The 24,386-nt window shown below is 73.1% G+C and carries 22 protein-coding genes and 1 pseudogene; 17 read left to right on the top strand and 6 right to left on the bottom strand.

Going from position 1 to position 24,386, the window contains the following annotated elements; all coding sequences use genetic code 11:
* The first annotated feature begins 92 nt into the window (after positions 1 to 92).
* The 11 genes from EV371_RS00660 (at position 93) to EV371_RS00610 (ending at position 13,344) form a co-directional block, all read left to right on the top strand.
* The gene (locus EV371_RS00660; RefSeq protein WP_130460319.1) at positions 93 to 755 is read left to right on the top strand and encodes a winged helix-turn-helix domain-containing protein; all 663 of its coding nucleotides are present in this window, start codon (positions 93 to 95) and stop codon (positions 753 to 755) included.
* A complete protein-coding gene (locus tag EV371_RS00655) occupies positions 752 to 2,020 on the top strand; it encodes an MFS transporter (RefSeq protein ID WP_130460318.1) in 1,269 nt (422 codons plus the stop codon). The genes EV371_RS00660 and EV371_RS00655 overlap by 4 nt, the downstream gene beginning before the upstream one ends.
* A gap of 126 nt (positions 2,021 to 2,146) precedes the next feature.
* Positions 2,147 to 2,368 carry a hypothetical protein gene (locus EV371_RS00650; protein WP_107262832.1) on the top strand — a complete coding sequence of 74 codons (222 nt, stop codon included), beginning with the start codon at positions 2,147 to 2,149 and terminating at the stop codon, positions 2,366 to 2,368.
* Between the two features lie 76 nt (positions 2,369 to 2,444).
* The gene (locus tag EV371_RS00645) at positions 2,445 to 3,956 is read left to right on the top strand and encodes a replication-associated recombination protein A (RefSeq protein ID WP_130460317.1); all 1,512 of its coding nucleotides are present in this window, start codon (positions 2,445 to 2,447) and stop codon (positions 3,954 to 3,956) included.
* 2,519 nt (positions 3,957 to 6,475) lie between these two features.
* Positions 6,476 to 7,153 (top strand): hypothetical protein, encoded by a 678-nt coding sequence (locus EV371_RS00640; RefSeq protein WP_130465548.1) that lies wholly within the window; start codon positions 6,476 to 6,478, stop codon positions 7,151 to 7,153.
* A 139-nt stretch (positions 7,154 to 7,292) separates the two neighbouring features.
* A complete protein-coding gene (locus EV371_RS00635) occupies positions 7,293 to 7,763 on the top strand; it encodes a DUF948 domain-containing protein (RefSeq protein WP_130460316.1) in 471 nt (156 codons plus the stop codon).
* A 42-nt stretch (positions 7,764 to 7,805) separates the two neighbouring features.
* Positions 7,806 to 8,111, top strand: coding sequence for a hypothetical protein (locus tag EV371_RS00630; protein ID WP_130460315.1), 306 nt, complete (start codon positions 7,806 to 7,808; stop codon positions 8,109 to 8,111).
* Positions 8,108 to 10,789 (top strand): alanine--tRNA ligase, encoded by a 2,682-nt coding sequence (gene alaS / locus EV371_RS00625; protein WP_130460314.1) that lies wholly within the window; start codon positions 8,108 to 8,110, stop codon positions 10,787 to 10,789. Before EV371_RS00630 ends, alaS begins: the two co-directional genes overlap by 4 nt.
* A gap of 33 nt (positions 10,790 to 10,822) precedes the next feature.
* The gene (ruvX, locus tag EV371_RS00620; RefSeq protein WP_130460313.1) at positions 10,823 to 11,284 is read left to right on the top strand and encodes a Holliday junction resolvase RuvX; all 462 of its coding nucleotides are present in this window, start codon (positions 10,823 to 10,825) and stop codon (positions 11,282 to 11,284) included.
* Positions 11,281 to 12,501: an endolytic transglycosylase MltG gene (gene mltG / locus EV371_RS00615; RefSeq protein ID WP_130460312.1), complete on the top strand. Its 1,221-nt coding sequence runs from the start codon at positions 11,281 to 11,283 to the stop codon at positions 12,499 to 12,501. Before ruvX ends, mltG begins: the two co-directional genes overlap by 4 nt.
* Before the next feature lie 12 nt (positions 12,502 to 12,513).
* Positions 12,514 to 13,344, top strand: a complete 831-nt coding sequence (locus EV371_RS00610) for a shikimate dehydrogenase (RefSeq protein ID WP_130460311.1) — start codon at positions 12,514 to 12,516, stop codon at positions 13,342 to 13,344.
* 130 nt (positions 13,345 to 13,474) lie between these two features.
* Here the strand turns inward: EV371_RS00610 and EV371_RS00605 are convergent, their stop codons facing one another.
* Positions 13,475 to 13,765 (bottom strand): hypothetical protein, encoded by a 291-nt coding sequence (locus EV371_RS00605; RefSeq protein WP_130460310.1) that lies wholly within the window; start codon positions 13,763 to 13,765, stop codon positions 13,475 to 13,477.
* Between the two features lie 503 nt (positions 13,766 to 14,268).
* Here EV371_RS00605 and EV371_RS00600 point away from each other — a divergent pair.
* A complete protein-coding gene (locus tag EV371_RS00600; protein ID WP_130460309.1) occupies positions 14,269 to 15,045 on the top strand; it encodes a Scr1 family TA system antitoxin-like transcriptional regulator in 777 nt (258 codons plus the stop codon).
* On the top strand, positions 15,038 to 15,223 hold the full coding sequence (locus EV371_RS00595) for a DUF397 domain-containing protein (protein ID WP_130460308.1): 186 nt from the start codon (positions 15,038 to 15,040) through the stop codon (positions 15,221 to 15,223). Before EV371_RS00600 ends, EV371_RS00595 begins: the two co-directional genes overlap by 8 nt.
* A gap of 161 nt (positions 15,224 to 15,384) precedes the next feature.
* On the opposite strand, the pseudogene EV371_RS00590 reads toward EV371_RS00595, so the two are convergent.
* Positions 15,385 to 16,578, bottom strand: a pseudogene (locus EV371_RS00590) (multidrug effflux MFS transporter); the annotation flags it as partial.
* A 94-nt stretch (positions 16,579 to 16,672) separates the two neighbouring features.
* Between EV371_RS00590 and EV371_RS00585 the strand changes: the two are divergent.
* From EV371_RS00585 to EV371_RS00575, 3 genes are all read left to right on the top strand, one after another.
* The gene (locus tag EV371_RS00585; RefSeq protein WP_130460306.1) at positions 16,673 to 17,197 is read left to right on the top strand and encodes a MarR family winged helix-turn-helix transcriptional regulator; all 525 of its coding nucleotides are present in this window, start codon (positions 16,673 to 16,675) and stop codon (positions 17,195 to 17,197) included.
* Positions 17,198 to 17,290: 93 nt separating this feature from the next.
* Positions 17,291 to 18,469: a chorismate synthase gene (gene aroC / locus EV371_RS00580; RefSeq protein WP_130460305.1), complete on the top strand. Its 1,179-nt coding sequence runs from the start codon at positions 17,291 to 17,293 to the stop codon at positions 18,467 to 18,469.
* Positions 18,470 to 18,569: 100 nt separating this feature from the next.
* A complete protein-coding gene (locus EV371_RS00575) occupies positions 18,570 to 19,055 on the top strand; it encodes a shikimate kinase (protein ID WP_130465547.1) in 486 nt (161 codons plus the stop codon).
* Here EV371_RS00575 and EV371_RS00570 read toward each other — a convergent pair.
* The gene (locus EV371_RS00570; RefSeq protein WP_207230370.1) at positions 18,982 to 19,623 is read right to left on the bottom strand and encodes a DUF6198 family protein; all 642 of its coding nucleotides are present in this window, start codon (positions 19,621 to 19,623) and stop codon (positions 18,982 to 18,984) included. The two genes, EV371_RS00575 and EV371_RS00570, sit on opposite strands and share 74 nt — an antisense overlap.
* Positions 19,624 to 19,648: 25 nt before the next feature.
* Between EV371_RS00570 and yczR the strand changes: the two genes are divergently transcribed.
* A complete protein-coding gene (gene yczR, locus EV371_RS00565) occupies positions 19,649 to 21,133 on the top strand; it encodes a MocR-like transcription factor YczR (RefSeq protein ID WP_130460304.1) in 1,485 nt (494 codons plus the stop codon).
* A 117-nt stretch (positions 21,134 to 21,250) separates the two neighbouring features.
* On the opposite strand, the gene EV371_RS00560 is transcribed toward yczR, so the two are convergent.
* From EV371_RS00560 to EV371_RS00550, 3 genes are read right to left on the bottom strand one after another with little or no spacing between them, the layout of a single operon-like run.
* On the bottom strand, positions 21,251 to 23,014 hold the full coding sequence (locus tag EV371_RS00560) for an FtsX-like permease family protein (protein WP_130460303.1): 1,764 nt from the start codon (positions 23,012 to 23,014) through the stop codon (positions 21,251 to 21,253).
* Between the two features lies 1 nt (position 23,015).
* The gene (locus tag EV371_RS00555) at positions 23,016 to 23,744 is read right to left on the bottom strand and encodes an ATP-binding cassette domain-containing protein (protein ID WP_130460302.1); all 729 of its coding nucleotides are present in this window, start codon (positions 23,742 to 23,744) and stop codon (positions 23,016 to 23,018) included.
* Positions 23,741 to 24,280: a PadR family transcriptional regulator gene (locus EV371_RS00550; RefSeq protein WP_130460301.1), complete on the bottom strand. Its 540-nt coding sequence runs from the start codon at positions 24,278 to 24,280 to the stop codon at positions 23,741 to 23,743. The genes EV371_RS00555 and EV371_RS00550 overlap by 4 nt, the downstream gene beginning before the upstream one ends.
* Between the last annotated feature and the right edge of the window lie 106 nt (positions 24,281 to 24,386).

Genomic DNA, 24,386 nt, shown 5'->3' with positions numbered 1-24,386 from the left:
TCGGACCACCTCTGCGCAGAGGTCTCAAGATCGTGCATAGATTCTGTGCACAACTATTGTGCACAGAATCTGTGCACAGTTATTGTGCATCTATGGAACCTGATGCCTCGCCCCCCGCCGAACCGCCGGCCTCGGTGGTGGCGCTGGACAGCGCGCAGATCCGCGTGCTGGCCCACCCGCTGCGCGCCCGACTGCTGATCGCGCTCCGCTCGGACGGCCCGGCCACCGCGACCCGGCTGGCCCAGGCGCTCGGCACCAACACCGGCGCCACCAGCTATCACCTGCGGCAGCTCGCCGACGCCGGCCTGGTGGTGGAGGAGCCGGACCGGGCGTCCGGACGGCAGCGCTGGTGGCGGGCCATGCACCAGTTCAGCAGTTGGCGCCGGAGCGACTTCGCCGGCGACCCGGACGCGCTGGCCGCGTCCGACTGGCTGCACCGGCACGCGGTACGGCTGCACGCCGACCTGACCGAGCGCTGGGTGACCGAGCAGCACGACTACCCGGTCGAGTGGCATGACGCGGCGACCTTCTCCGACGTGCTGCTCCGGCTGACCCCGGCACAGTTGCGGCAGCTCAACGAGGAGCTGCACACGGTGGTGGACCGCTACCGGCACGCCGTACCGGCGGTCGACGGCACGGACCCGGCCGAGCCGGAGGACGGCACCGAGCAGGTCCTGCTCTACCTGCACAGCTTTCCGGTACGCGGGCGGATTCCCCTGGCCGGGGGAGTCGACGAGAGGGGAGAACGGTCGTGACCACCCTTACCGGCAGGCAGGTCCGGCGACGTTACCTGATCCTGCACGGGCTGCGCTGGCTGCCCTCCGGGCTGCTGATCCCCGTGCTCATGCTGCTGCTGTTGGAACGCGGGCTCAGCCTTCCCCAGCTCGGGTTCGTCGCCGCGGCCCAGGGACTGCTGGTGCTCGCGCTGGAACTGCCGACCGCCGGGCTCGCCGACGCGCTGGGCCGCAAACCCCTGCTGGTGGTGGCCGGGCTGGTCAACCTCGGATCACTGCTGCTCCTGCTGACGGCAGACTCCTTCGGACTGTTCCTCCTGGCCTTCGTACTCCAGGGGATCTTCCGGGCCCTGGACAGCGGCCCGCTCGAATCCTGGTACGTCGACGCCGCCCTGGTCGCCGATCCGGACGCGCCGATCGAGCGCGGACTCAGCGCCGGCGGAGTCGTGCTCGGTGTCGGCATCGGCGCGGGCGCGCTGCTCAGCGGCGGCCTCGTCGCGCTCGGTCCGGTCGGCACGGTCAGCGCGCTCAGCCTGCCGGTGCTGGTGTCGATCGTCCTGGAGGTCGTCGGCCTGGCCGCCCTGCTCCTGCTCATGGCGGAGGTGCGCCCAGCCGCCGGTGTCGCCGCGCTGCGCACCTCGCTCCGGGCGGTGCCGCGGGTGATCGGCGGCGCACTCGGGCTGGTCCGCCGCTCCCGGATCGTGCTCGCGCTGATCGCGGTGGAGCTGTTCTGGGGCTTCGGGATGGTCACCTTCGAGGTGTTGCTGCCGCTCCGGCTCGCCGAGGTGCTCGGCGACCCGGACCGGGCGGCGGCCCTGCTCGGACCGACCGCCTCGGTGGCCTGGCTCGCCTCGGCGGGCGGTGCGGCGCTGATCGTGTACGCGAGCCGGTGGCTGGGGGTGCCGATCAGCGCCGCGCTGCTCCGGATCCTCCAGGGGGCCACTGTCGTCGGGATGGGGCTGCTGGCCGGGCCGGCCGGGATCATCGCCGCCTACCTGCTCTGCTACGCCGTGCACGGCGCGTCCAACCCGCTGCACTCCGGACTGCTGCACCGCCAGGTCGACGGCCCGTACCGGAACAGCGTCATCTCGCTGAACTCGATGGTGGCCCAGCCGGCCGGCGCGCTCGGCGGTGTCCTGCTCACCTCGCTGGCCGCGGCGACCTCGGTGAGCACCGCGATGGTGGTCGGCGGGATCGTGCTGGCCGTCGCCGCCCCGCTCTACCTGCCCGCCTGGTGGGCGACCCGTCGCGCGGTGCCGCCCGCCGAGTTGGCGCCGACCGGGTAGCCGACCGGCACCGAGGTCCCGCCGGGCTTACCTGGTCGGTGCAGCCCGGCGGTCCCGGTGGATTGGCCCGGGCCGTCGTCGGGTACATCCTGGCCGACCTACTGGGACCCCCGCCGGGAGGAACACATGCTCGCCTACATCGCCGCCGGAGTTTTCGCCTTTGCGCTGCTGCTGGACCTGTTCGAGGAGGACCTGGGCGCGCCCGACCTGTTCAACTTCTCCACCCTCGTGCTGATCGGGCTGCTCTGCCTCGCCCTGTACCTCGCCGGGGTGGGCCGTGGCCCGCGCACCGCGGGTGGCGGCGGTGGCGGACGTTGGTACCGGGGTCGGCGGCCTGGTCGGGGCTGATATTCGTCGGAACCACGACCGGCCCGGTTATCGGTGCATTTCCGGCACCGGAAACCGGGCCGGTACTGTCTTCGTGATGGAGTCCGACGGCCTGTTCCCACTCGTCGATCCCGCCGCCGGGCGCACCGCGCCGGCCGGGGCCGCCGCCGACGGCTTCACCGTACCCTCCGCCGACTCGCCGTTGCCGGTCCGGATGCGTCCGGCCAGCCTGGACGAGCTGGTCGGGCAGGACCACCTGCTGGCGCCCGGTGCCCCGCTGCGACAGCTGGTCACGGGTACGTCACCGATGTCGGTGATCCTGTGGGGGCCGCCGGGCAGCGGCAAGACCACCATCGCCCATCTGGTGGCGCGCGCCACCGAGCGCCGTTTCGTGGCGATGTCGGCGCTCTCCGCCGGAGTCAAGGACGTCCGCGCGGTGATCGAGGCCGCCCGTCGCGAACGGCGGTCCGGCGGGCCCCCGACGGTGCTCTTCATCGACGAGGTGCACCGGTTCAGCAAGACCCAGCAGGACTCCCTGCTGGCCGCGGTCGAGGACCGTACGGTCACCCTCTTGGCGGCCACCACGGAGAACCCGTACTTCTCGGTCATCTCGCCGCTGCTGTCCCGGTGCGTACTGCTCACCCTGCAAGCGCTGGACGACGACGCGGTGCGCGGACTGCTCCGTCGCGCCGTCGCCGACGAGCGCGGACTGGCCGGCGCGCTCACCCTCGCACCCGACGCCGAGGACCACCTGGTCCGGCTCGCCGGTGGAGACGTACGCAAGGCGCTCACCGCGCTGGAGGCGGCGGCCGGCTCGGCCACGGCGCTGGGCGAGAAGGTGATCGACCTGGCCACCGCCGAGCAGGCGGTCGACGTGGCGGCGGTGCGCTACGACCGGGACGGCGACGCCCACTACGACGTGGTGAGCGCGTTCATCAAGAGCATGCGGGGTTCCGACGTGGACGCCGCGCTGCACTGGCTGGCCCGGATGCTGGTGGCCGGCGAGGACGCCCGGTTCATCGCCCGACGGATCGTGATCTTCGCGAGCGAGGACGTCGGGATGGCCGATCCCACCGCACTGAGCGTGGCCACCGCCACGGCGCATGCCGTGGAGTACGTCGGCCTGCCCGAGGCGCAACTCAACCTGGCCCAGGCGGTGATCCACATGGCCACCGCTCCGAAGTCCAACTCGGCGACCGCGGCGATCGGCGCGGCGATCGGTGACGTACGGGCCGGTCGGGGCGGTTCGGTGCCCCGGGCATTGCGCGACGCGCACTATCCCGGGGCTCGTGGACTGGGGCACGGCACCGGTTACCGTTATCCGCACGACGACCATCGGGGGGTGGTCACCCAGCAGTACGCCCCGGACGACCTGGTCGGGGTGGACTACTACCGGCCGAGCGGGCATGGCGCGGAGCGCGCCGTCGGCACCCGGCTGCCGGTGCTGCGCCGGATCGTCCGGGGGCAGCCCACACCACGGCCGGCCGACGACGCCACGCCGGCCAAGGAGCCGGGGGATGCCGTGGCCGGAGGGGTGCCGGAGGATGGCCTGAACGGCAAGGTGACAGCACGCGGCGGCGGGACGCCCGAGGGGGAGGAACATCAGTGAGATCGCGCGGTTCGGACCGGGGCGACGACGGCCACGACGAGCGGCGGGAACCACGGGGCAAGGGACGCCGCTGGGGCCGGGGCAGGTCGGAGGAGGCTCCGCCCGTGGAGCCGGAGGTCAGCGGCGAGGAGCTCGGCTGGATCACCGACCTGCGTACCGCCAAGGAGCAGAAGGTCGACATCGGTCCGGCCGACGGCACCACGACGGCCGACCCGCCGGCCCGGCTTCCCGCCGCCTACGAGCGACTGCCGGAGGCCGGACCGGACGACACCGGCTCGGTGACGTCTCCCGGTTCGCCGGTGGGTCCGACGGCCGCGCCCGGTCGACGTCGAGGCGGCGAGCCGGAGCCGGGAGCGGCGGTACCGCCCAGGCGGGCGCCGGAGTCCCCGGAGCCGGTTCAGCCCGCCCGGGGCTCCGGCCCCCCGCCACCGCGGCCACCGTCGACGCCGCCGCCCGCGGTGCCGCCGGTCGTGCCGGCGCCACCGCTCGGTCGGCCGGGTCGCCCGGCCGAGCCGGGCCACCCGACGGACTGGCCCGGGCCACCGACGGAGCGCCGCCCGGCGGGCGACCGGGGCGAGCCGACGGTGCGGCCCGGTGCCACGCCGTGGCCGGGTGAGCCGGTACCGCCCGCCGGGCACCACCCCCGGCACGGCGCCGCCCCGGTCGAACCGGGTGTGGGGCGCCGGGCAGCGGGTGTCCGGGGTGAGGAGCCGCCCCCGGGACGCCGGGCGGTCCCGCCCAGCGAACCCGACGACGGTCGGCCCGGCCGGTCGGCCGGCGCCGCTCCCGTTGACATCGCCGGTCCGGGCAGCCCGGCCGGACCCGCCGGGCGGTTCGGGGCTCCGGCCGCGCCGACCACCGGCGGCGAATTCGTCGTACCGGCCTCCGGCAACGCGCCAGCGGTACCACCCGGTCCGGCCGTACCGAAACGTCCTGGCGTGCCCGAGCGTGACCCGGACGGGCCGGGACGGGGCGGTCCGGTTCTCGGCGCGCGCCGGCCCGGTGCCGCCCCGCCGCCCGCCGGGGCCCACGCCGCCGGCACCGGTACGCAGCCGGCTGCCGGCGGCTACGCCCCGACCGGAACGCACACCTCCGGTGGCGCGCACTCCGCAGGCCCCGGCGCGCACTCGCCGGGCGGTGGGCCGCACTCGGGCGGCGGCGGGGGTGCGCACGCCGCGGTCAGCGGTCCGCCCGGCCCGGGGGTACGGCCGGCACCGGGCGGTGCACACGCCGCCGGTGAGCGGGAGCCCCGCCCGTCCGACCATCCGGAACGGCCGGCGGACTGGATCCGCAAGGCCGGCCGTGGCAGTGCCCGTCCGGTCACCCCGGCCGCCGGGTACGGTCCACCGGCGCCGACGTCCGACGCCGGGGCGCCCGGATTTCCGCCGGTCCCGGGCGGCTCGTCGGCGCCGGACCCGGCCAGCCGGTCGGCCGGCGGACCGGGTCCGTCCGCCCGACCGGGTTCGGTGACCGGTCATGGCTCGGGAACCGGTCCCGGTTCGGCAGGTGGTCCTGGTCCGGCAGGCGGTCCCGGTTCGGCGGGCGGGCCGGGCAGGTCGGCCAACCGGGTGCCGTCCGGGCCGGACGGCTTCGACGGCGGGCACCCGGGCCCGGGCCGGCACGGGGCACCATCGAGCGAGGACTCCCGGGACGGCGGTCGGATCGGCCGGGGCCGCCCGGGCGCGGGTCCGTCCGGTCCGCCCCACGGCGGTGACGGTACGGGCAGCGGTGGGCGGCACGGTGGGCTGCCACCGGTCGTACCGGGGCGGCACGGTGCGGTCGCACCACCGGCCGGAGCCGGGCCACATGGTGATCTTCCGGCCACCGGAGGCCCGTCCGGAGCCGGCGTTGCGCCAGCGCCGGGCGGCCCCCGAACCGCGCCGCGTGCCGGTGTCCCGCGTCCGGTCGAACCGGCTGGCGAGCCGGGGTCGTCGTCCCGGGCCGCCGGGCTCGGCCGGTCCGGCGTCGAACCGGCGCGCCGGCGTGCTGCACCTGGCGGCAGGTACGCCGTCGAGCCGGCCGACCGGAGCGGCCCGCCGGAATCGGGGCCGGGCCGGCCCGGTTCTGCCGCTGCGGCCCCGTCCACCCCACACGACCGGCCGATCGCGCCCGGCAGCCCCGCTCGGGCATCGGCCCGTGGACCGGTCACGCCGGTCCACCCGGGACCCGCGCCCGGCTCGCCGGCCGGGCCGACCAGGGATGGTGCGGGTTCGCCCGCCCGTCCCGCACCGGCCGACCGCAGGGAAGCCGGGCGGATCACCCCAGCCAACCAGGCCGAGGCAGGCCGGGCGGCCACGATCCGGCCCGCTCCGGGGCGGCCGGACGGTCCACCCCGGGACGAGAGGGTCCGGCCCGACCCGCCGGTCCGGCCCGAGGCCCCGCCCCGTGCGCAGGTACGGCCGGCCGGCGTCGGCCGCCCCGACGGCCCGCCCCGGCCGGACGCCGCGCGTTCCGCCGCCGTACCGCCGGTCGGCGGTCCCCGCCCCGACGGCGGAGCGGACCGGACCGCCCCGGCGGAAGTGTCGGCTGAACCGGCCCGGGGTGCCCGGGCGGAGCTGCGGCGGCAACTCCGCGAGCAGCGTCGACTGAAGACGATCGCCCTGCTGCTGGCCAGCCTGCTGGTGCTCGGCGCGCTGCCGACGTACTTCGGGGTCCGGGCCGCGACCCGTGATCCGGTGTTCAACTCCCTCGACGCGCTGGCGGTGCCGGCCTGGGCCGCCACCGACACCGTCGACGGGGTCAGCGGCAGCCGGTGGTGCTTCATCGAGTGCCGTTTTCGGGAGCGGACCGTGGAGTCGGACCGGAAGTGGGAGGAGACGGCGCAGGTGTACGAGGCCGCGCTGACCCGTGAGGGATGGCGCCCGTGGAAGGTGGCGCTCTGCCCCGAACAGCCGGTCGAGGGGCACTACACCTGCTGGCGTCGGGACGAGTTGACCCTCGACATGTGGGTACGGGAGCCGGCCTGCCCTGACCCGGCGGTCACCGTCCCGGGCGTGGCCCAGTCGCCGCCCACCACCGGGCCCGAGGGCGTGAACTGCGAAGGTGCGCTCGTGTCGATCAAGGTCCGCAACGCGATCGCGGACGACCGGGTCGGCCCGCAGCCGACCACCGATCCGTCGCTCACCGGAGTGGACCCGGATCCGCTCTTCACCGACGATCCGCTCGGCGGACTGACGGTTACACCCACCCCGTCGTGAGGCCGGCGAACGTCACCGACGGTAGGGTTCGGGGTTGGTACTCCGAGGGGCTTTCCGGGTAAGCGTCGTGACACGGCGCCGGGCGTCCTGGTGAGACGCCCCGCGCGATTTCCGAGACGGTGCATGGAGGAGGACACGGGTGGACGCTGGAGAGATCGGTCAGATCGCCGCGCTCGTCGCGGCCGGTGCGTTCCTGATGCTGGTGTTGGTGCTGGCCAGGCCCATCTGGCGGCTGGGCAACACGGTGGACGCGGCGACCCAGGCGATCAACGACATCAACGACCGCACGGCCCCGCTGCTCGCCAACATGAATGTCACGGTGGAGAACGTGAACACCGCGCTGGGGCAGGTGCACACCTCGCTGGACGGGGTGAACATCCAGCTCGCCAAGATCGACACGATGACCGGTCACGCCCAGAACGTCACGGCCAACATCGCCAACCTCAGCACCGTGGTCTCGGCCGCCGCGGCGAACCCGCTGGTCAAGGTGGCCGCTTTCGGGTACGGCGTGCGCAAGGCCGCCTCCGCCCGGCGGCACGCCGAACAGGAGCGCGAGGTCCGGGCCACCCTGAAGCAGCAGCGCCGGGCCGCCCGGCGGGGCGGGCGCTGACCCGCCGGGTACGGCGATCCGCTACGGAGGAAGGATGAGGCCATGAAGCGACTGCTCTGGTTGGGCATCGGGCTGGCCGTCGGCGCGCTGGTCGTCCGCAAGCTGACCCGCACCGCCCAGGCGTACACGCCGGGTGGCATCGCGAATTCGCTGGCGGAGTCGGCCGGTGGTCTGGTGCAGTCCCTACGGGACTTCGCGGACGACGTCCGGGACGGCATGGCCGAGCGTGAGCAGCAGATCCACCAGGCGTTCGCCGAGGGCGTCGCGTTCGACGACCAGTTCGAGGAGCTGCGCGAGGACCCGCGGATCGGCGACCGTGAGTTGTTTCCGGAGGAAGGCACCCGATGAGAACGGCGGAAGTCAAGCGGCGCTTCCTGGCGCACTTCGAGGCCAACGGGCACACGGTGGTGCCGTCCGCTCCGCTGCCGGCGATCGACGACCCGAACCTCCTCTTCGTCAACGCCGGCATGGTGCAGTTCGTGCCGTACTTCCTCGGGCAGCAGACGCCGCCGTTCCGGCGGGCGGTGTCGGTGCAGAAGTGCATCCGTACCCCGGACATCGACGAGGTGGGGAAGACCTCGCGGCACGGCACCTTCTTCCAGATGAACGGGAACTTCTCCTTCGGTGACTACTTCAAGTCCGGTGCGATCGCGCTCGCCTGGGACCTGGTCACCAAGCCGGTCGCCGAGGGCGGTTTCGGGCTGGACCCGGAGCGGATCTGGCCGACGGTCTACTTCGACGACGACGAGGCCGAGGCGATCTGGCGCAAGACCGGGGTGCCGGCGGAGCGGATCGTCCGGCGGGGCAAGGCGGACAACTTCTGGTCGATGGGGATCCCCGGGCCCTGCGGGCCCTGTTCGGAGATCTACTACGACCGGGGCCCGGCGTACGGCGCCGAGGGTGGGCCGGCGGTCGACGAGGACCGCTACCTGGAGTTCTGGAACCTGGTCTTCATGCAGTTCGAGCGGGGTCCGGGCAGCGACAAGGAGAACTTCCCGATCCTGGGCGACCTGCCGGCGAAGAACATCGACACCGGGATGGGCCTGGAGCGGATGGCCGCGATCCTCCAGGGTGTCGACAACCTCTACGAGATCGACGAGGTGCGGCCGATCCTGGACCGGGCGGCGGAGCTGACCGGCCGGCGGTACGGCGCGCACTCCGGGCACGTGGCGAGCGAGTCGCACCCGGACGACGTACGGCTGCGGGTGGTCGCCGACCACGTGCGGACCGCGCTGATGCTGATCGGTGACGGGGTGACCCCCGGCAACGAGGGGCGTGGCTACGTGTTGCGCCGGATCATGCGGCGGGCGATCCGGGCGATGCGGCTGCTCGGCTGGCAGGACCGGGCGCTGCCGGAGCTGCTGCCGGTGGCCCGGGACTGCATGTCCCCGTCCTACCCGGAGCTGGCGACCGAGTTCGACCGGATCTCGTCGTACGCCTACGCGGAGGAGGACGCGTTCCTCTCCACCCTGCGGGCGGGTACCACGATCCTGGACACCGCGATCGCCGAGACCCGGTCGGCGGGCGGGGCGAAGCTGTCGGGTGCCAAGGCGTTCCAGCTGCACGACACCTACGGCTTCCCGATCGACCTGACCCTGGAGATCGCCGCCGAGCAGGGGCTCTCGGTGGACCAGGACGGGTTCCGCCGGTTGATGGCCGACCAGCGGGCCCGGGCCAAGGCCGACGCGCAGGCCCGCAAGACCGGGCACGTGGACCTGTCGGCGTACCGTTCGGTGCTGGACTCGGGCGGGCCGGTGCAGTTCACCGGCTACACCGAGGTCTCCCGGGAGTCGTCGGTCCGGGCGCTGCTCGGCGCCGGTGGCGCACCGGTCGAGGTGGCCGGTGAGGGCGACACGATCGAGCTGGTGCTGGACGCGACCCCGTTCTACGCCGAGGGCGGCGGCCAGCAGCCGGACATCGGGCTGATCACCGTCGGCGCCGGCCAGGTCGAGGTGCTCGACGTGCAGCAGCCGGTCCCGGGACTGATCGTGCACCGGGCCCGGGTCGTCCGGGGCGAGGTACGCACCGGCGAGGCCGGTCTCGCCGAGATCGACGTACTGCGCCGGCGGGCGATCTCCCGCTCGCACACCGCCACCCACCTGGTGCACCAGACGATGCGCAACTTCCTCGGCGAGTCGGCGACCCAGGCCGGTTCACTGAACGCGCCGGGCCGGCTCCGGTTCGACTTCAACACCCCGACCGGGGTGGCGCCGAGCGTGCTGCGCGACGTCGAACAACAGGTCAACGAGGTGCTCCTGGCCGACCTGGAGGTGCACGCCTTCATCACCTCCCAGGAGGAGGCGCGTCGGCTCGGCGCGATGGCGCTGTTCGGCGAGAAGTACGGCGACGAGGTGCGGGTCGTCGAGGTCGGCGACTACGCCCGGGAGCTGTGCGGCGGCACCCACGTGGCCCGGTCGGCGCAGCTCGGCCTGGTGAAGATCCTCTCCGAGTCCTCGATCGGCTCCGGCGTACGCCGGGTCGAGGCGCTGGTCGGGCTGGACGCGTTCCGGTTCCTGGCCAAGGAGCACCTGCTGGTCTCCCGGCTGGCCGAGCTCTACCGGGTCCCCGGTGAGCAGGTGGCGGACCGGGTCGAGCAGACGGTCGCGCAGTTGCGGGACGCCGAGCGGGAGTTGGAGAAGCTGCGCGCCCAGCTGGTGCTCGGCGGTGCGGCGGCGCTCGCCGCGGGGGCCCGGGACCTCCGTGGGGTCGCCTTCGTCGGCACCGAGGCGCCGGAGGGCGCGGGCGGCAACGACGTGCGTACCCTCGCCCAGGAGATCCGGGGCAAGATCGATCCGGCCCGCCCGGCGGTGGTCGCGGTGGCGGCCCGGGCGAACGGTAAGGCGTCGCTGGTGGTGGCGGTGAACGGCGCGGCCAGGGAGCGGGGCGTTTCGGCGGCGACGCTGGTCAAGGGGGCGCTGTCCGGCCGGGGCGGCGGCAACGCCGACCTGGCCCAGGGCGGTGGCCTGCCGGCCGGCGAGGCACCGAGCCTGCTGGCCGCGGTCGAGAAGGCGCTCGCCGAGGCGTGACCCGGTGATCCGATCTCACTTCGGCGTAGCCCGATGACCCCTCTTTCCCGGGGGGTGCGGCTCGGCGTGGACGTCGGCCAGGTACGCGTCGGCGTGGCGCTCTCCGACCCGGATGGGATCCTGGCCACCCCGCTGGTGACGCTGCCCAGGGACCTGAAGACCGATGCCGAGGCGATCCCGACCGACATCTCGGAAATCGCGCGGCTCGTTGGACTCCACGAGGTGGTCACGGTGGTGGTCGGTCTGCCGGTGACCCTCGCCGGGGCGCACGGACCGGCGGCGACCCAGGCGAAGGCGTACGCTCGGCGGCTGGCCGCGGCGATCGCGCCGGTGCAGGTCGATCTGGTGGATGAAAGGATGTCGACCGTCGTGGCTTCTCGTAGGCTAGCCGAGCGGGGCGTCCGAGGACGGCGTCAACGGGCGGTGGTCGATCAGGCGGCCGCGGTGGAGATTCTGCAGAGCTGGCTGGACAGGCAGCGGAGGCGGACGGAATGATCGACGAGTTGGAGCTCGCGTTCGACGAGCGTGCGGAGAAGGGACGGCACCGCCGCGGCGCGCAGCGCAAACGTAACGGCAAGAAGAAGCGGGGCGGGCGGGGGCGTACGGTAGCGGCCCTGCTGATGACGTTCGTGCTGCTCGGCGTCCTCGGCGGCGCCGGATGGTACGGCTTCGACCGGGTCCAGGGCTACTTCGTCACCCCGGACTACGACGGCAACGGCAGCGGTGAGGTCCAGGTCCAGGTCGAGGACGGCCAGAGCATCGCCGAGATCGCCGACACCCTGGTCGCGGCCGGCGTCATCAAGAGCACCAAGGCGTTCATCGAGGCGGCTCAGGAGAACTCGCGGGCCGAGAACATCCAGCCGGGCGTCTACAAGGTCCGCAAGGAGATGAACGCGAAGGCGGCGCTGGGCCTGCTGCTCGACCTGAAGAACAAGATCGTCAACGGCTTCCTGGTCAAGGAGGGCGCCACCGCCAAGCAGATCTTCAAGGCGCTGGCCGCCGAGACGAAACTGCCGGTCAAGGACTTCGAGAGCGCCGCCAAGGACCTTGAGGGACTCGGCATCGCCGACTTCTGGTTCAAACGCGACGACAAGCAGTCGGCACGCAAGTCGATCGAGGGTTTCCTCTTCCCCGACACCTACGAGCTTCCGCCGAACGCCAGTGCCGAGGCGATCCTCAAGATGATGGTCCAGCGCTTCATGTCGGTCGCCGAGGAGATCGACTTCGTCGACCGGGTGCAGAAGGAGCGCGAGATCACCCCGTACGAGGCGCTGATCGTGGCGTCGCTGGCCCAGGCGGAGGCCGGCAACGAAGTCGACCTCGGCAAGGTCGCCCGGGTGGCCTACAACCGGATCTACAGCGGGAACCACTACTGCAAGAACGGCAACGGCCTGGTCGGCTGTCTGGAGTTCGACGTCGGGGTCAACTACTACTGGGAGCTGACCGGCAAGAAGACCAAGCGCTCCGGGGACATGACGGACACGGAACTCTTCGACAAGAAGAACCCGTACCGGATGCACGGTAAGGCGGGGCTGCCACCGGGGCCGATCAACAACCCCGGACAGAAGGCCCTGGAGGGCGCGATGGACCCGCCGAAGGGCGACTGGCTGTTCTTCGTGGCGGTCGACAAGGAGGGCCGCTCCAAGTTCGCCACCACGAACGAGGAGCACGAGCGCAACATCGCCGAGGCCCGAAAGAACGGCGTGCTGTGAGGTGACGGCGAGGTGACGCAGGAGCGCCGGGCGGCGGTGCTGGGCAAGCCGATCGCGCACTCGCTCTCCCCGGTCATCCACAACGCCGGTTACGCGGCGGCCGGGTTGACCGGGTGGTCGTACACCGCGATCGAGTGTGCCGAGGCCGAGCTCGCCGACCGGGTGGCCGGGTTCGGCCCGGAGTGGGCGGGGCTCTCCCTGACCATGCCGCTGAAGGAGGCGGCGCTCGCGGTGGCCGGCGAGGTCTCGCCGGTCGCCGCCGCGATCGGCGCGGCCAACACTCTGGTACGCCGACCGGACGGCTCCTGGGCCGCCGACAACACGGACGTACCGGGGATGGTCGACGTGCTGACCGGCGCTGGTGTGCCGGCCGGTGCCGAGGTGGTGTTGCTCGGTGCCGGCGGTACGGCCCGGGCCGCGCTCGCCGCCGCCGTCCAGCTGACCGCCCGCCGGGTCACCTGCCGGGTACGCCGGCACGCCGCCGGTGCCGAACTGGCCCGGTTGGCCGGCACGCTCGGGCTGCGGTTCGAGATCGCGGACTGGGCGGCGCCGGCCGGGCGGGACGGTGCGGATCTGGTGATCTCCACCGTGCCGAAGGGCGCCGCCGACGGTTTCGCGGCGGCGGCCCGGTCCTGGCGGCCCGAGACGGTCTTCTTCGACGTCGTCTACGACCCGTGGCCGACGCCGCTCGCCGCCGCAGCGTCGGCGGCCGGCTGCCGGATCGTCTCCGGCCTCGACCTGCTGCTGGCCCAGGCGGTCGGGCAGTTCGAGCAGTTCACCGGGGTGCCCGCCCCGGTGTCCGAGATGCGTTCCGCGCTCGCCGCCGCCCGCGCCCCGCACTGAGCCCGGCTCCGGACCGCTCGCGAGGTCGACGTGGTTCGGAGACTCGACCGGCCCACCACGTGAGGGCCCGCCCCGGAACGCCGAGGGGGAGGCGGCGAACCGGGGCGGGCCGATCGGGTGATGAGGCAGGTCACTGGCGGCGCCGGGGCACCCAGTAGAGGATCTGTCCGGCGATCAGCGCCGGGTGCGTGTCGGGCATGGCTTGCAGCGCGCGGGTGAGGTGTACGCCGAGGTACATCATCAGTCCGACCCGGTTTCCTTTGAACCCGATCAGCAGGGCCAGGCGGGCGGGCGCGCAGGGCCAGGGGTCCCGGCAGGTCTCGCAGCTATACGATCGCGCCGGGACGTGGCTGCCGGGCGGGTAGCGCCGCTGGGCGAGCCGTCGCATGTGCCGGTACCAGCGTTCCTGCGGCCCGATCACCGCTACCTCCGACCGGCGCGCTCGGCATCCGCAGCTCGTTCCCCGTAGCGGCCCGGGTGATTCTGGGTCGGTGTCGGCGCGCCGGCTCGGCCGATCTGGCGTCGACCGAGCCGCGAGTTCCCGAGCGGGGCCCTGCCGTGGCTGCCCTCCTGCGTCCAGCGCGAGCCCGATGCCGGCGGACCGATCGGCTCCGATCGCGTGACCTTGGGCGAGAACACTTCCATTCCGGCCCGGTACTCCGCCTCGGTCATCGGTCCCAGCAGGGGGCCGAACGGTGGTATCCGTTGCGGTGAGTCCGGGCAGACCCAGCGGTGGCCACACCGGCAATACAGCCAGAGTCGCCGCCAGTCTCGTCGGTGGGGCCGCCTTCCGTGAGTCATTGGGTCACCTCTCAGCATCTTCGGCTGCCCTCCACCCTGGACTCAAAGCCACCGGGAGCGGAAGATGAGCGAGCGAGAGTATCGAGAGATACTGATTAGTTGATCTGGAGCCGGGTGGATTAGATGAACGACCTACGCGAGATCCTCAGGACACAGCGAACGCGGGCGAAGCGAACCCGGGATCAGGTGGGCGCGGCCGTTGGCCTGAGCGGAGCGTCGATCGCGGCGTTCGAGCAGGGCCGGATGATTCCCCAGCCGGACACCGCCGAACGCCTGGACGTCCTTTTCAAGACCGGCGACGAGATCCGGCGTGCGACCAGGGAGGCGCGGGATGACGCCCGGCCCATCTGGCTGCGCCCCTGGACGGAGCAGGAGCAGCGGGCAACCATGTTGCGCTGCTTCGAGCACAGCCTGATTCCCGGACTACTCCAGACCGAGGCGTATACCCGGGCGCTGCTGGCCAGCGCCAGACTGCCCGAGGATGTGATCGACCGGACGACGCAGGTGCGGCGTGAACGGCGAGCCGCGACGATCGACCGCCCCAATCCTCCGATGCTGTCTGCGGTCATCTGTGAGGTGGCCCTCAGCTATGGGCCTGCCGACGTCATGAAGGAGCAGCTGGAGCATCTGATCGAGGTGAGCCGCCGGCCGCAGGTGCAGATCATGGTTGTGCCCCGGACCGCTGGTCTGCACCCTGGCTTAGCGGGAGCGTTCGTGTTGGCGACCCTGCCGGCCCGGGGCCGGGCCGTCTATCTTGACGACCAGCTTCGAGGACGGTCGGTGACCGACGGGGCGGACGTGGACGAACTGGAGCGAGTGTGGGAGATCGTCCGCGGTCTGGCCCTGCCGGTAAGCTTGTCGCAAGACCTGATCATGAAGGCGGTCAACAACAATGACTGAGCCGAACTGGCACAAGAGCAGCCGCAGCAGCACCAACCAGGGCAACTGCGTGGAGGTTGCCGACAACCTTCCGGGCCGGGTGCTGGTCCGGGACACCAAGGATCGGGACGGCGGGACCCTGACGTTCGGGCCGGCCGCCTGGCGGGCGTTCGTCGGTGCGGTGACGCAGCGGCCGTAGCCGCCAGAGCCACGACCAGCGCCCCGCTGCGCGGGACGACCCGGGCGGCGGGGCGCTCAGTTGCGTCCCGGTGGGGCGGGCCCGGCGGGCGTACCCGATCGCTCGGTTTTCCGCCGGCTCGGGCGTCTCCGGTCCGCCGCCGGCTCGGCCGGTTCGCGTCCCCGGGCGATGGTGAAGACCACCAGCGCGGAGAGCGCGGCGCTGCCGAGCACCAGTACGGCCATCGGCGCCGCGCTGTCGTCCGGGCCGAGGCCGGCCAGCGGTGCCACGGCGGCGGCGATGCCGAGTTGGAGCGCGCCGAGCAGCGCGGCGGCGCTGCCGGCGTGCCGGGGGTGCCGGTCCAGCGCCAGGGCCAGCCCGTTCGGCAGGACCATCCCGAGGCAGGAGACGAAGACGAAGAGCGCGACCAGTACGGTCGGAACGTTCTCCCTGACCGCGCCGCCGACGAGTGCCGCAGCGGCCAGCAGGCTGGCGAGCAGGGCGCCGCTGAGCAGCCGGCGGGCGCTGTACCGGTCGAGCAGCCGGGCGTTGAGTTGCCCGACCGTCGTCATTCCGACGGCGTTCACCGCGAAGACCAGGGTGAACCAGTCGGCGGAGAGCGCGAAGACGTCCTGGATCACGAACGAGGACCCGGAGATGTACGCGAAGAGCGCGGCGAAGGCCAGCCCCTGGGTGAGTACGTAGCCGAGGTAGACCCGGTCGGTCAGCAGCCCCCACATCGCCCGGGCGGTGTCCGCCGGCCCGCCGGTGTGCCGCCGCTGGGGCGGAAGCGTCTCCGGCAGCCGCCAGACGACGGCGGCGAACAGCAGCAGACCGATCGCCGACAGCGCGACGAAGACGGCCCGCCAGGAGCCGAACCGGAGCACGAGGTTGCCCAGGGCCGGTGCGGCGGCCGGGGCGACCCCGAAGACCAGGATCAGCCGGGAGAAGTACTTCGCCGCCGCCGTTCCGGAGTAGAGATCCCGGACGATGGCCCGGGCGACGACCACACCGGTGCCGCTGGCCAGGCCCTGGAACAGTCGGAGCGCGGCCAGGGTCTCGGTCGACGGGGCGAACGCGCAGAGCAGGCTGGTCGCGGTGTACGCGACGACGCCGACCAGTACCGGCCGGCGCCGGCCCCACCGGTCGCTGAGCGGTCCGGTGACGAGCTGGCCGAGGGCGAGACCGAACAGGAAGGTGGTGAGCGAGAGCTGCACCTGTGCCGGGGTGGCGGAGAGGTCGCCGGTCATCTGGGGAAACGCCGGCAGGTACATGTCCAGGGAGAGCGGACCGACCGCGGTCAGGGTACCGAGCAGCAGCAGTTGTCCGACTCCTGCGGTCCGGCCCGGCGGTGCCGTGGAGCGCCCCGTGTCCACTGGTCCCCCTAATGTTGGAGCAGGCCGACACTTTAGCTCTGTAGGCAGAGGTATTGCGATTGCGGCGGACGAGAACGTGACGAAGGGATCAGGGATGAGCGACGACGCAGCGGCTGCCGAGGCGACGGCCGGCGCGGTGGAGACGCTCGGCGGCGCCGTGGCCGACCTGCACCGGGTGCTGCGCCGGTCGACCGTTCGGCGTACCGGCCGGACGCCGCTGCCGGACGCCCAGGTGGAGGTGCTGCGGTTGGTCGAACGCTGCCCGGAGATCAGCGTCAAGGAGACGGCGGAGCGGCTGCGCACCGCCGCCAACACGGTCAGCACCCTGGTCAGCGACCTCGCCGCCGCCGGGCTGCTGGAGCGCACCCGGGATCCGCACAACCGACGCGTCGTCCGGCTCCGGTTGACCCCGGCGGCGCACCTGCGGATCCGCGACTACGCCGGGCACCGGCGCGACCTGCTGCTCGACGCACTCGCCCGGCTCGACGAACCGGCCCGGCGCGACATCGTGCGGGCCGCAGGCCAACTGCGCCGGCTCGCGGACCTGCTCGCGGACCTGCTCGCCGACCAGGAGCGTGCCGACCCGCCGATCGAGCCGTCCGGCGCGGCCCGTCCGTAGAGCGGGATGGCGTGGGCGACCCGGGGTGGCGTACCGGTGCCATGCCAAACTTGACCGGCGGCCGGCCCGGTCGCGACGAGGAGAGGGTTTGTCGTGTTGCGCTGGTTGACGGCGGGAGAGTCCCATGGTCCGGCCCTGGTCGCGGTGCTGGAAGGGGTGCCGGCCGGGGTCGAGGTGACCAGCGAGGAGATCGTCCGCCAACTGGGCCGCCGCCGGCTCGGCTACGGCCGGGGCGCCCGGATGTCCTTCGAGCGGGACGAGGTCGAGATCATCGGCGGTCTCCGGCACGGCCTGACCCTGGGCAGTCCGGTGGCGATCCGGGTGGGCAACTCCGAGTGGCCGAAGTGGCAGACGGTGATGGCGGCCGACCCGGTCGACGAGGAGGTGCTGGCCGGACAGGCCCGCAACGCGCCGCTGACCCGTCCCCGACCCGGGCACGCCGACCTGGCCGGCATGCAGAAGTACGGTCACACCGACGCCCGGCCGATCCTGGAACGGGCCAGCGCCCGGGAGACCGCCGCCCGGGTCGCCGTCGGCACCGTCGCCCGGGCACTGCTCCGGCAGGCGCTCGGCATCGAGATCGTCTCGCACGTGGTGGAGCTCGGCTCGGTGGCCGCGAAACCGGGGCTCCAGCCCCGCCCCGAGGACGCCGAGCGGATCGACGCCGACCCGCTGCGCTGTCTCGACCCGGAGGCCAGCGCCCGGATGGTCGCCGAGGTGGACGCGGCCAAGTCCGACGCCGATACCCTGGGCGGCATCGTCGAGGTGCTCGGCTACGGCGTACCGCCGGGGTTGGGCAGCCACGTGCAGTGGGACCGCAAGCTCGACGCCCGGCTCGCCGCCGCGCTGATGTCCATCCAGGCGATCAAGGGGGTGGAGATCGGCGACGCCTGGCAGCAGGCCCGGTCCCGGGGCTCGGTGGCGCACGACGAGATCGTCCCCACCGCGACCGGCGTACGCCGGGTCACCGACCGGGCCGGTGGCCTGGAGGGCGGGATCACCACCGGCGAGCCACTGCGGGTACGCGCCGCGATGAAGCCGATCTCCTCGCTCAACCGGGCGCTCTCCACCGTGGATGTGGCGACCGGTGAGCCGGCGACCGCGATCAATCAGCGCTCGGACGTCTGCGCCGTACCCGCCGCCGCGATCGTCGCCGAGACCATGGTCGCGTTGGTGCTGGCCGAGGCGGCGCTGGAGAAGTTCGGCGGCGACTCGGTTGCCGAGATCCGCCGCAACCTCGCCGGCTACCTGGACAACCTGGTGATCCGGTGAGCGCGAGGAGTGAGCCGGGTTTGCGAGCCCCGCAGTCGCGAACGGAACGGGAGCACCGGTGAGCGCGAGGAGTGAGCCGGTCTGCGTCTTGGTCGGTGTGATGGGTGCCGGCAAGACCAGCACCGGGCTGCTGGTCGCCAAGGGGCTTGGGGTCGACTTCCGGGACACCGACAGCGACATCGAGGCGACGGCCGGCAAGCCGATCCCGGAGATCTTCGTCGACGACGGCGAGGAGCACTTCCGTACCCTGGAACGGGCCGCGGTGGCGGACGCGCTGGCCTCCTTCGACGGGGTGCTGGCGCTCGGCGGTGGCGCGATCCTCGCCGAGGAGAACCGGGCCGCGCTGGCCGGGCACCGGGTCATCTACCTTTCGGTCGAGCTGCCGGACGCGGTCAAGCGGGTCGGCCTGGGCGCTGGCCGGCCGCTGCTCGCGATCAACCCCCGGGCCACCCTCAAGCACCTGCTCGAACAGCGGCGCCCGCTCTACACCGAGGTGGCGACCTGGACCGTGGTCACCGACGGGCGGACCCCGGAAGAGGTGGCCGAGGAGATCCTGGCCGGGCTGGCCGGCGACCGGCTCGGCTAACGGCTCGGCCAAGGCTCGGCCCGGCGCGTTCGGCGGTGCTCCGGTAGGCGAACCAGCGCAGACAGGTCTGGGTGATCGGGCCGACCGCGAGGGCGTAGAGCACCGTGCCGACGCCGACCGTCCCGCCGAGCAGCCAGCCCGTGCCGAGCACGGTGAGTTCGATGAGGGTACGGACCAGCCGGATCGAGCGTCCGGTCGACCGGGACGCGCCGGTCATCAGGCCGTCCCGGGGTCCGGGGCCGAGCCGCGCGCCGACGTAGACGGCGGTGGCGAGTCCGTTGAGCAGGATCCCGCCAGCCAGCAGGCCGACCCGGGCGGGCAGGCTCAGCCGCTCGGGCAGCAGCGCCAGGCCGAGGTCGGCCGAGAGCGCCAGGACCACGATGTTCGCGCCGGTACCGAGCGTCGGCACCTGCCGCAGCGGGATCCAGAGCAGCAGGACGAGTAGCCCGACGATGGCGCTGACCGTGCCGAAGCTCAGCGGGAGGTCCTCCAGGTTGTGCCGGCTCCGTCGAGGCCAATCCCGCGAGCCAATCCGGCAAGCCTGTCCGGTGGTTGGCCTGGATAACATGGCCAATCCCTGGAGAATGGTCGGTATGCACCCGACCCCGCTGCCGCCGGTGACCCTGGATCGGGGCGACCGGGCGCTGGGCAGCAGCCAGCTCGCCGCCATGCTGCCCGACCTGGCCGGAGCGCGCCCCGCGTACCGCCACCTGGCGCGGGCGATCGGCGCGTTGATCCTGGACGGCCGGATCGCGCTGCACGTCAGACTCCCCGCCGAACGGGAGCTGGCCACCGCCCTGAACGTCAGCCGGGCCACCGTGACCGCCGGCTACGACCTGCTGCGCGAGGGTGGGTTCGCGCGCAGCCGCCAGGGTTCCGGCACCTGGACGGAGTTGCCGGAAGGGCACCGGCCCAGCGGCGTCGACCGGCTGCTCGCCCCACAGGAGAGCGCGATCGACCTGGCCCGGGCCGCACCCGCCGGACTGCCGGCGCAGCTGCTCGCCGACGCGCTCGCCCAGGTCACCCCGCTGCTCGCCGAGCACGCACACACCCCCGGCTATCACCCGTACGGGCTGCCGGGACTGCGTTCCGCCATCGCCGAGCGGTTCACCCGGCGCGGCCTGGCCACGGTGCCCGAGCAGATCCTGGTGACCTCCGGCGCCCAGCACGCGTTCACGCTGGTCGTCGGGGTGCTGTGTCGGCCCGGTGACCGGGTGATGGTGGAAAGCCCGTCCTATCCGAACGCGCTGGAGGCGCTGCGCCGGGCCCGGCTGCGTACCGTGTCCGTCCCGGTCACCGACGCCGGCTGGGACGTCGAGATCCTGGAGTCGACGCTGCGCCAGGCGGTGCCCCGGCTGGCGTACCTGATCCCGGACTTTCACAACCCGACCGGTTGCCTGATGCCCGACCCGGAGCGGGACCGCCTGCTGCGCGCCGCGGCCCGCTCCGGTAGCTGGCTGGTCGTCGACGAGACCCTGACCGACCTCGCCCTCGACGTTCCCGCCCCGCCGCCCATCGCCACGCGGAGTGCGCCCGGCGGCACCGGTCAGGTCGTCACGATCGGCTCGATGAGCAAGACCCACTGGGCCGGGCTGCGGATCGGCTGGCTGCGCGCCCCGGCGAAGCTGATTACCGAACTGGCCGGGCAGCGCGTCGCCACCGACATGGGCGGCTCGGTGCTGGACCAGTTGCTGGCGCTCAACCTGCTCGACCGGGCCGGAGAACTTCTGCCGTCCCGGCTGGCACGGCTGCGTGAACAGCGCGCCGCGCTCGCCGCCGCGCTGACCGAGAACCTTCCACGGTGGAGCTGGCGGCTCCCGCCAGGCGGCCTGTCGCTCTGGGTGGACCTGGCCGAGCCGGTCGCCTCCACCCTGGCCGACCGGGCACTGGACTACGGGGTGCGGATCGAAAGTGGCAGCTACTTCACCTCCGATCCGGGCGTCTTCGAGCAGCGGTTGCGGATCCCGTACACGCTGCCGTCGGAGACGCTGCGCGAGGCGGTACGCCGGCTGGCCGCCGCGCTGGCCGCCGGGTCGCCCCCGTCGTCGTCGGCCCGACGCCCGCACTGGATCGCCTGAGCCCGCCTGCCCGGACCGCTGACCCCGGGACCGCTGCGTTGCGGAACCCGGCGCTCGCTCGGCCAGCCGTTTCGAGGCGCGGCACCGCACGGCACGGCACTACCAGCATGAGCGGTGTCAGCTCGGTACGGCCTGGAGCGTATCCACGACCGTGCGCCGGGTGGCGAGCAATGCGGGGATGGCGGTGAGCGCGGCGATGGCGAGCAGGACTCCGAGCGCGGTGGCGAGCAGCCAGGAATTGGGTGGGTACCGGACCTCCACCCGACTGACGAACGTGACGAGCCCGAGGCCGGCCGGGATCCCCGCGACGACGCCGGGTACGGCGGGAAGCAGTTGCGCCACCGCCAGGCCCACGCCGGCCTGCGCGGGCGTGGCGCCGAGCGTCCGCGCGACGGCCAGCGGCTGCCGGGCGTCGAGGACCGCGGTCCAGGTGCTCACGACGGCGTTGATGAGCGCCAGGAGGCAGAGTACGAGGGTGGCGACGAGCAATGCCTGGTCCCTCCGCTCGGTGCGGGGGTTGGCGAGTTCCGTGTAGCCGAGGTTGAAGTGTTCCACCCGGGTGTTGACCGCGAGCATGGCGACGAGTGCGGTCGTGGTGATCAGGGTGTTCACGGTGATCAGCCGGGCCCGGCGCGGCCGGCGGGCGTTGATGCGCACCCCGATCAGCAGGGCGACGGGCAGCCGCCGCGACAGCCGGATTCGCCACCGTCTGCGCTGCGGCGGCGTCGCGGCGTCGGCCAGCGCGTGCACGGTGCTGGTGACGGCGGCGCGCACCACCGGTACCAGAGTCGCCGCCACGGCGATCGTGAGGGCGAGGACCGTGACGGCGACCACCGTACGCAGCGCGGGTGGCTGGGTGTTGACCGAGCCGATGAGTCCGGCGCTGGGGCGGATCAGCGCGGGGGCGGCGAACCAGCCGCCGGCCAGGCCGGTGGTGGCGGCGGCAAGCCCGATCACGAGGTACTCGGCGAGGTGGACGGCGGCGATCATGGCCGGTCCGGCGCCGACGGCCTTGAGCAGACCCACCCGGCGACGCTGGCCGATGATCCGGCCCGCGACGATGCCGGCGACGCCGGCCAGCGCCAGGCCGCTGAGCAGCCAGCTGCCGACGAGCAGCGTTTCCTGCGCGTCGCCGTACAGCCGACCGTTGAGGTCGTCGATCGCCTGCCAGGTGGTGAGTTGGTCGCTGGTGGTGTATGTGGTGCTGGCCGCCGGGTCGGCGAGCTTGAGGTTCAGGGTGTACGACAGCGGCCGGCCGCCCGCGAGCGTGGCGATGTCGCTGCGGTCCACCCAGACCAGGCCGCCGCGCTCGACCAGGATGCTGCCCGGGTAGTGCCACCCGGCGTACGGATAGGTCGCCCTCGCGGCCGTGACCGCGGTCCCGATCACCCGCAGCGGATGGCCGTCGATGCCGACCGTGTCGCCGACGCGAACGCCGAGGGCGTCGGCGAAGAAGCGCTCGACGACCACGCCGCCGGGGCGTACCCAGGTGCCGTCGGTCACGGCGGGCCGGTTGATCGATGCCGGTGCGGTGTCCCGGCCCTCGACGACGGCGTGCGCGGATATGCCGCCAGCCGTCATCGTCAGGTACGCGATCGGGAAGGGGCCACTGTGCTCGGTGACGCCAGCCGCGGTGGCCATTGCCGCGAGTTCGTCCAAGGCGGCCTGACCGGTGGCCCGGGGCGTCACGATCACGTCCGGTCCGGCGGTGGCGGTCCGGGTCTGCTGGTACGGCCGGTCGGCGACCTCGTTGAGGGTGAGGCCGAGGGTCAAGGTGCCGGTGGCGGCGGTGATGGCGACCAGCAGCAGGATGGTCTCGGTACGGCGGCGGCGCAGGTCCCGCAGCATCAGCCGGCAGACGAGCAGCAGGCGGCCGGACATGTCAGCGCCGCCCGTCGTAGACGGTGCCGGTAACGGTGCTGGCGAACCGGTTGTCGTCGGCGAACGCCCCGTCCCGCATCGCGATCACCCGGTCGGCGACCGCGGCGACGCGGGCGTCGTGGGTGACCACCACGAGGGTCTGTCCGGCGGCGTGCAACTCCTCGAACAGCCGCAGTACCTCCAGGGTGGCGGCGCTGTCCAGGTTGCCGGTGGGTTCGTCGGCCAGTACGACCAGCGGCTCGTTGCTCATCGCGCGGGCGATGGCGACCCGCTGGCGCTGCCCACCGGAGAGCGCCGAGGGCAGGTGCGCGGCGCGGTCGGCGAGCCCGACCCGATCCAGCAGGTACATCGCCCGCTTGCGGGCCCGCCCCGGTGACTGGCCGGCGAGCAGCGCGGCCAGCTCGACGTTCTCCACCGCGGTGAGTTCGTCCATGAGGTGGAACGCCTGGAAGACGAACCCGATGCCGTCGCGCCGCAGCCGGGCCAGGGTCCGTTCACTCATCGTGTCGATCCGGCGCTCGGCCAGCCACACCTGCCCGTCGGTCGGGCGTTGCAGCCCGCCGAGCAGATGCAGCAGGGTGGACTTGCCGCAGCCGCTCGGGCCCATGATCGCCAACGTCTGTCCGACGGGCACGTCCAGGTCGACCTCGTCGACGGCGCGTACCAGGGTGTCGTTCGAGCCGTACCGTTTGCTCAGCCCACGCGTCCGCAACGCCATCGATCCGGTCATGCCTGCGCCCTCCGCCCCGTCCGGTCACGCTCGGCCCACATGCGCTCGCATGCCTCCAGCCACTCCAGGTCGGCCCGCAGCCGCAGCACGACGCCCTCCAGCAGCAACCCGGCGACCGGATCCACCGACCGGTCCAGCGCGGCGCGCTGGGTGTCGCGCAGCCGGCGCAGCACCTCGCGCCGCTGTGCGTCGACCAGTGCCACCGGATCGGCCAGCCGGCCGGCCGCGGCGGCCACCAGCTTCAGGTGGAACTCCGTAAGGTCCGGCTTCGGCCAGCTCACCTCCGTCAGCCAGCCGGCGACCCGCTGCTGTCCGGCCGCGGTGAGGGCGTAGACCCGGCGGTCAGGCCGGTCCGGCAGGCCGTCGGCCCGCTCCGAAGTCACCAGTCCGGCCCTGCCCAGCCGGGCCAGCGCCACGTAGATCTGTCCGGCGTTCATCGCCCCGCCCAGCGGACCGAGTGCGTCACGCATCCGGCTGCGCAGCTCGTACCCGTGCGCCGGCTCCTTCGCCAGCATGGCCAGCACCACGTCCTGCACCAGGGCACACCCCTTCGTTCCGGAGCGCTAATAGATAGCCGGTAGCTATGGCTCTGTCAAATCCGGCGGGGGTCGACCGTTCGGCCGGATCGGCAGCGGCGGCGTT

The organism is Plantactinospora sp. CNZ321, from assembly GCF_004217235.1.
Note: the sequence above shows the minus strand (reverse complement) of the source record. Positions and strands in the feature narration are given on the sequence as shown.

Bases quoted from the DNA above. Each gene is read 5' to 3' on its own strand.
- EV371_RS00660 (WP_130460319.1), top strand. From the start codon at position 93: ATGGAACCTGATGCCTCGCCCCCCGCCGAACCGCCGGCCTCGGTGGTG.
- EV371_RS00650 (WP_107262832.1), top strand. From the start codon at position 2,147: ATGCTCGCCTACATCGCCGCCGGAGTTTTCGCCTTTGCGCTGCTGCTG.
- EV371_RS00645 (WP_130460317.1), top strand. From the start codon at position 2,445: ATGGAGTCCGACGGCCTGTTCCCACTCGTCGATCCCGCCGCCGGGCGC.
- EV371_RS00630 (WP_130460315.1), top strand. From the start codon at position 7,806: ATGAAGCGACTGCTCTGGTTGGGCATCGGGCTGGCCGTCGGCGCGCTG.
- alaS (WP_130460314.1), top strand. From the start codon at position 8,108: ATGAGAACGGCGGAAGTCAAGCGGCGCTTCCTGGCGCACTTCGAGGCC.
- ruvX (WP_130460313.1), top strand. From the start codon at position 10,823: ATGACCCCTCTTTCCCGGGGGGTGCGGCTCGGCGTGGACGTCGGCCAG.
- mltG (WP_130460312.1), top strand. From the start codon at position 11,281: ATGATCGACGAGTTGGAGCTCGCGTTCGACGAGCGTGCGGAGAAGGGA.
- EV371_RS00600 (WP_130460309.1), top strand. From the start codon at position 14,269: ATGAACGACCTACGCGAGATCCTCAGGACACAGCGAACGCGGGCGAAG.
- EV371_RS00595 (WP_130460308.1), top strand. From the start codon at position 15,038: ATGACTGAGCCGAACTGGCACAAGAGCAGCCGCAGCAGCACCAACCAG.
- EV371_RS00585 (WP_130460306.1), top strand. From the start codon at position 16,673: ATGAGCGACGACGCAGCGGCTGCCGAGGCGACGGCCGGCGCGGTGGAG.
- EV371_RS00575 (WP_130465547.1), top strand. From the start codon at position 18,570: ATGGGTGCCGGCAAGACCAGCACCGGGCTGCTGGTCGCCAAGGGGCTT.
- EV371_RS00570 (WP_207230370.1), bottom strand. From the start codon at position 19,623: ATGTTATCCAGGCCAACCACCGGACAGGCTTGCCGGATTGGCTCGCGG.
- yczR (WP_130460304.1), top strand. From the start codon at position 19,649: ATGCACCCGACCCCGCTGCCGCCGGTGACCCTGGATCGGGGCGACCGG.
- EV371_RS00560 (WP_130460303.1), bottom strand. From the start codon at position 23,014: ATGTCCGGCCGCCTGCTGCTCGTCTGCCGGCTGATGCTGCGGGACCTG.
- EV371_RS00555 (WP_130460302.1), bottom strand. From the start codon at position 23,744: ATGACCGGATCGATGGCGTTGCGGACGCGTGGGCTGAGCAAACGGTAC.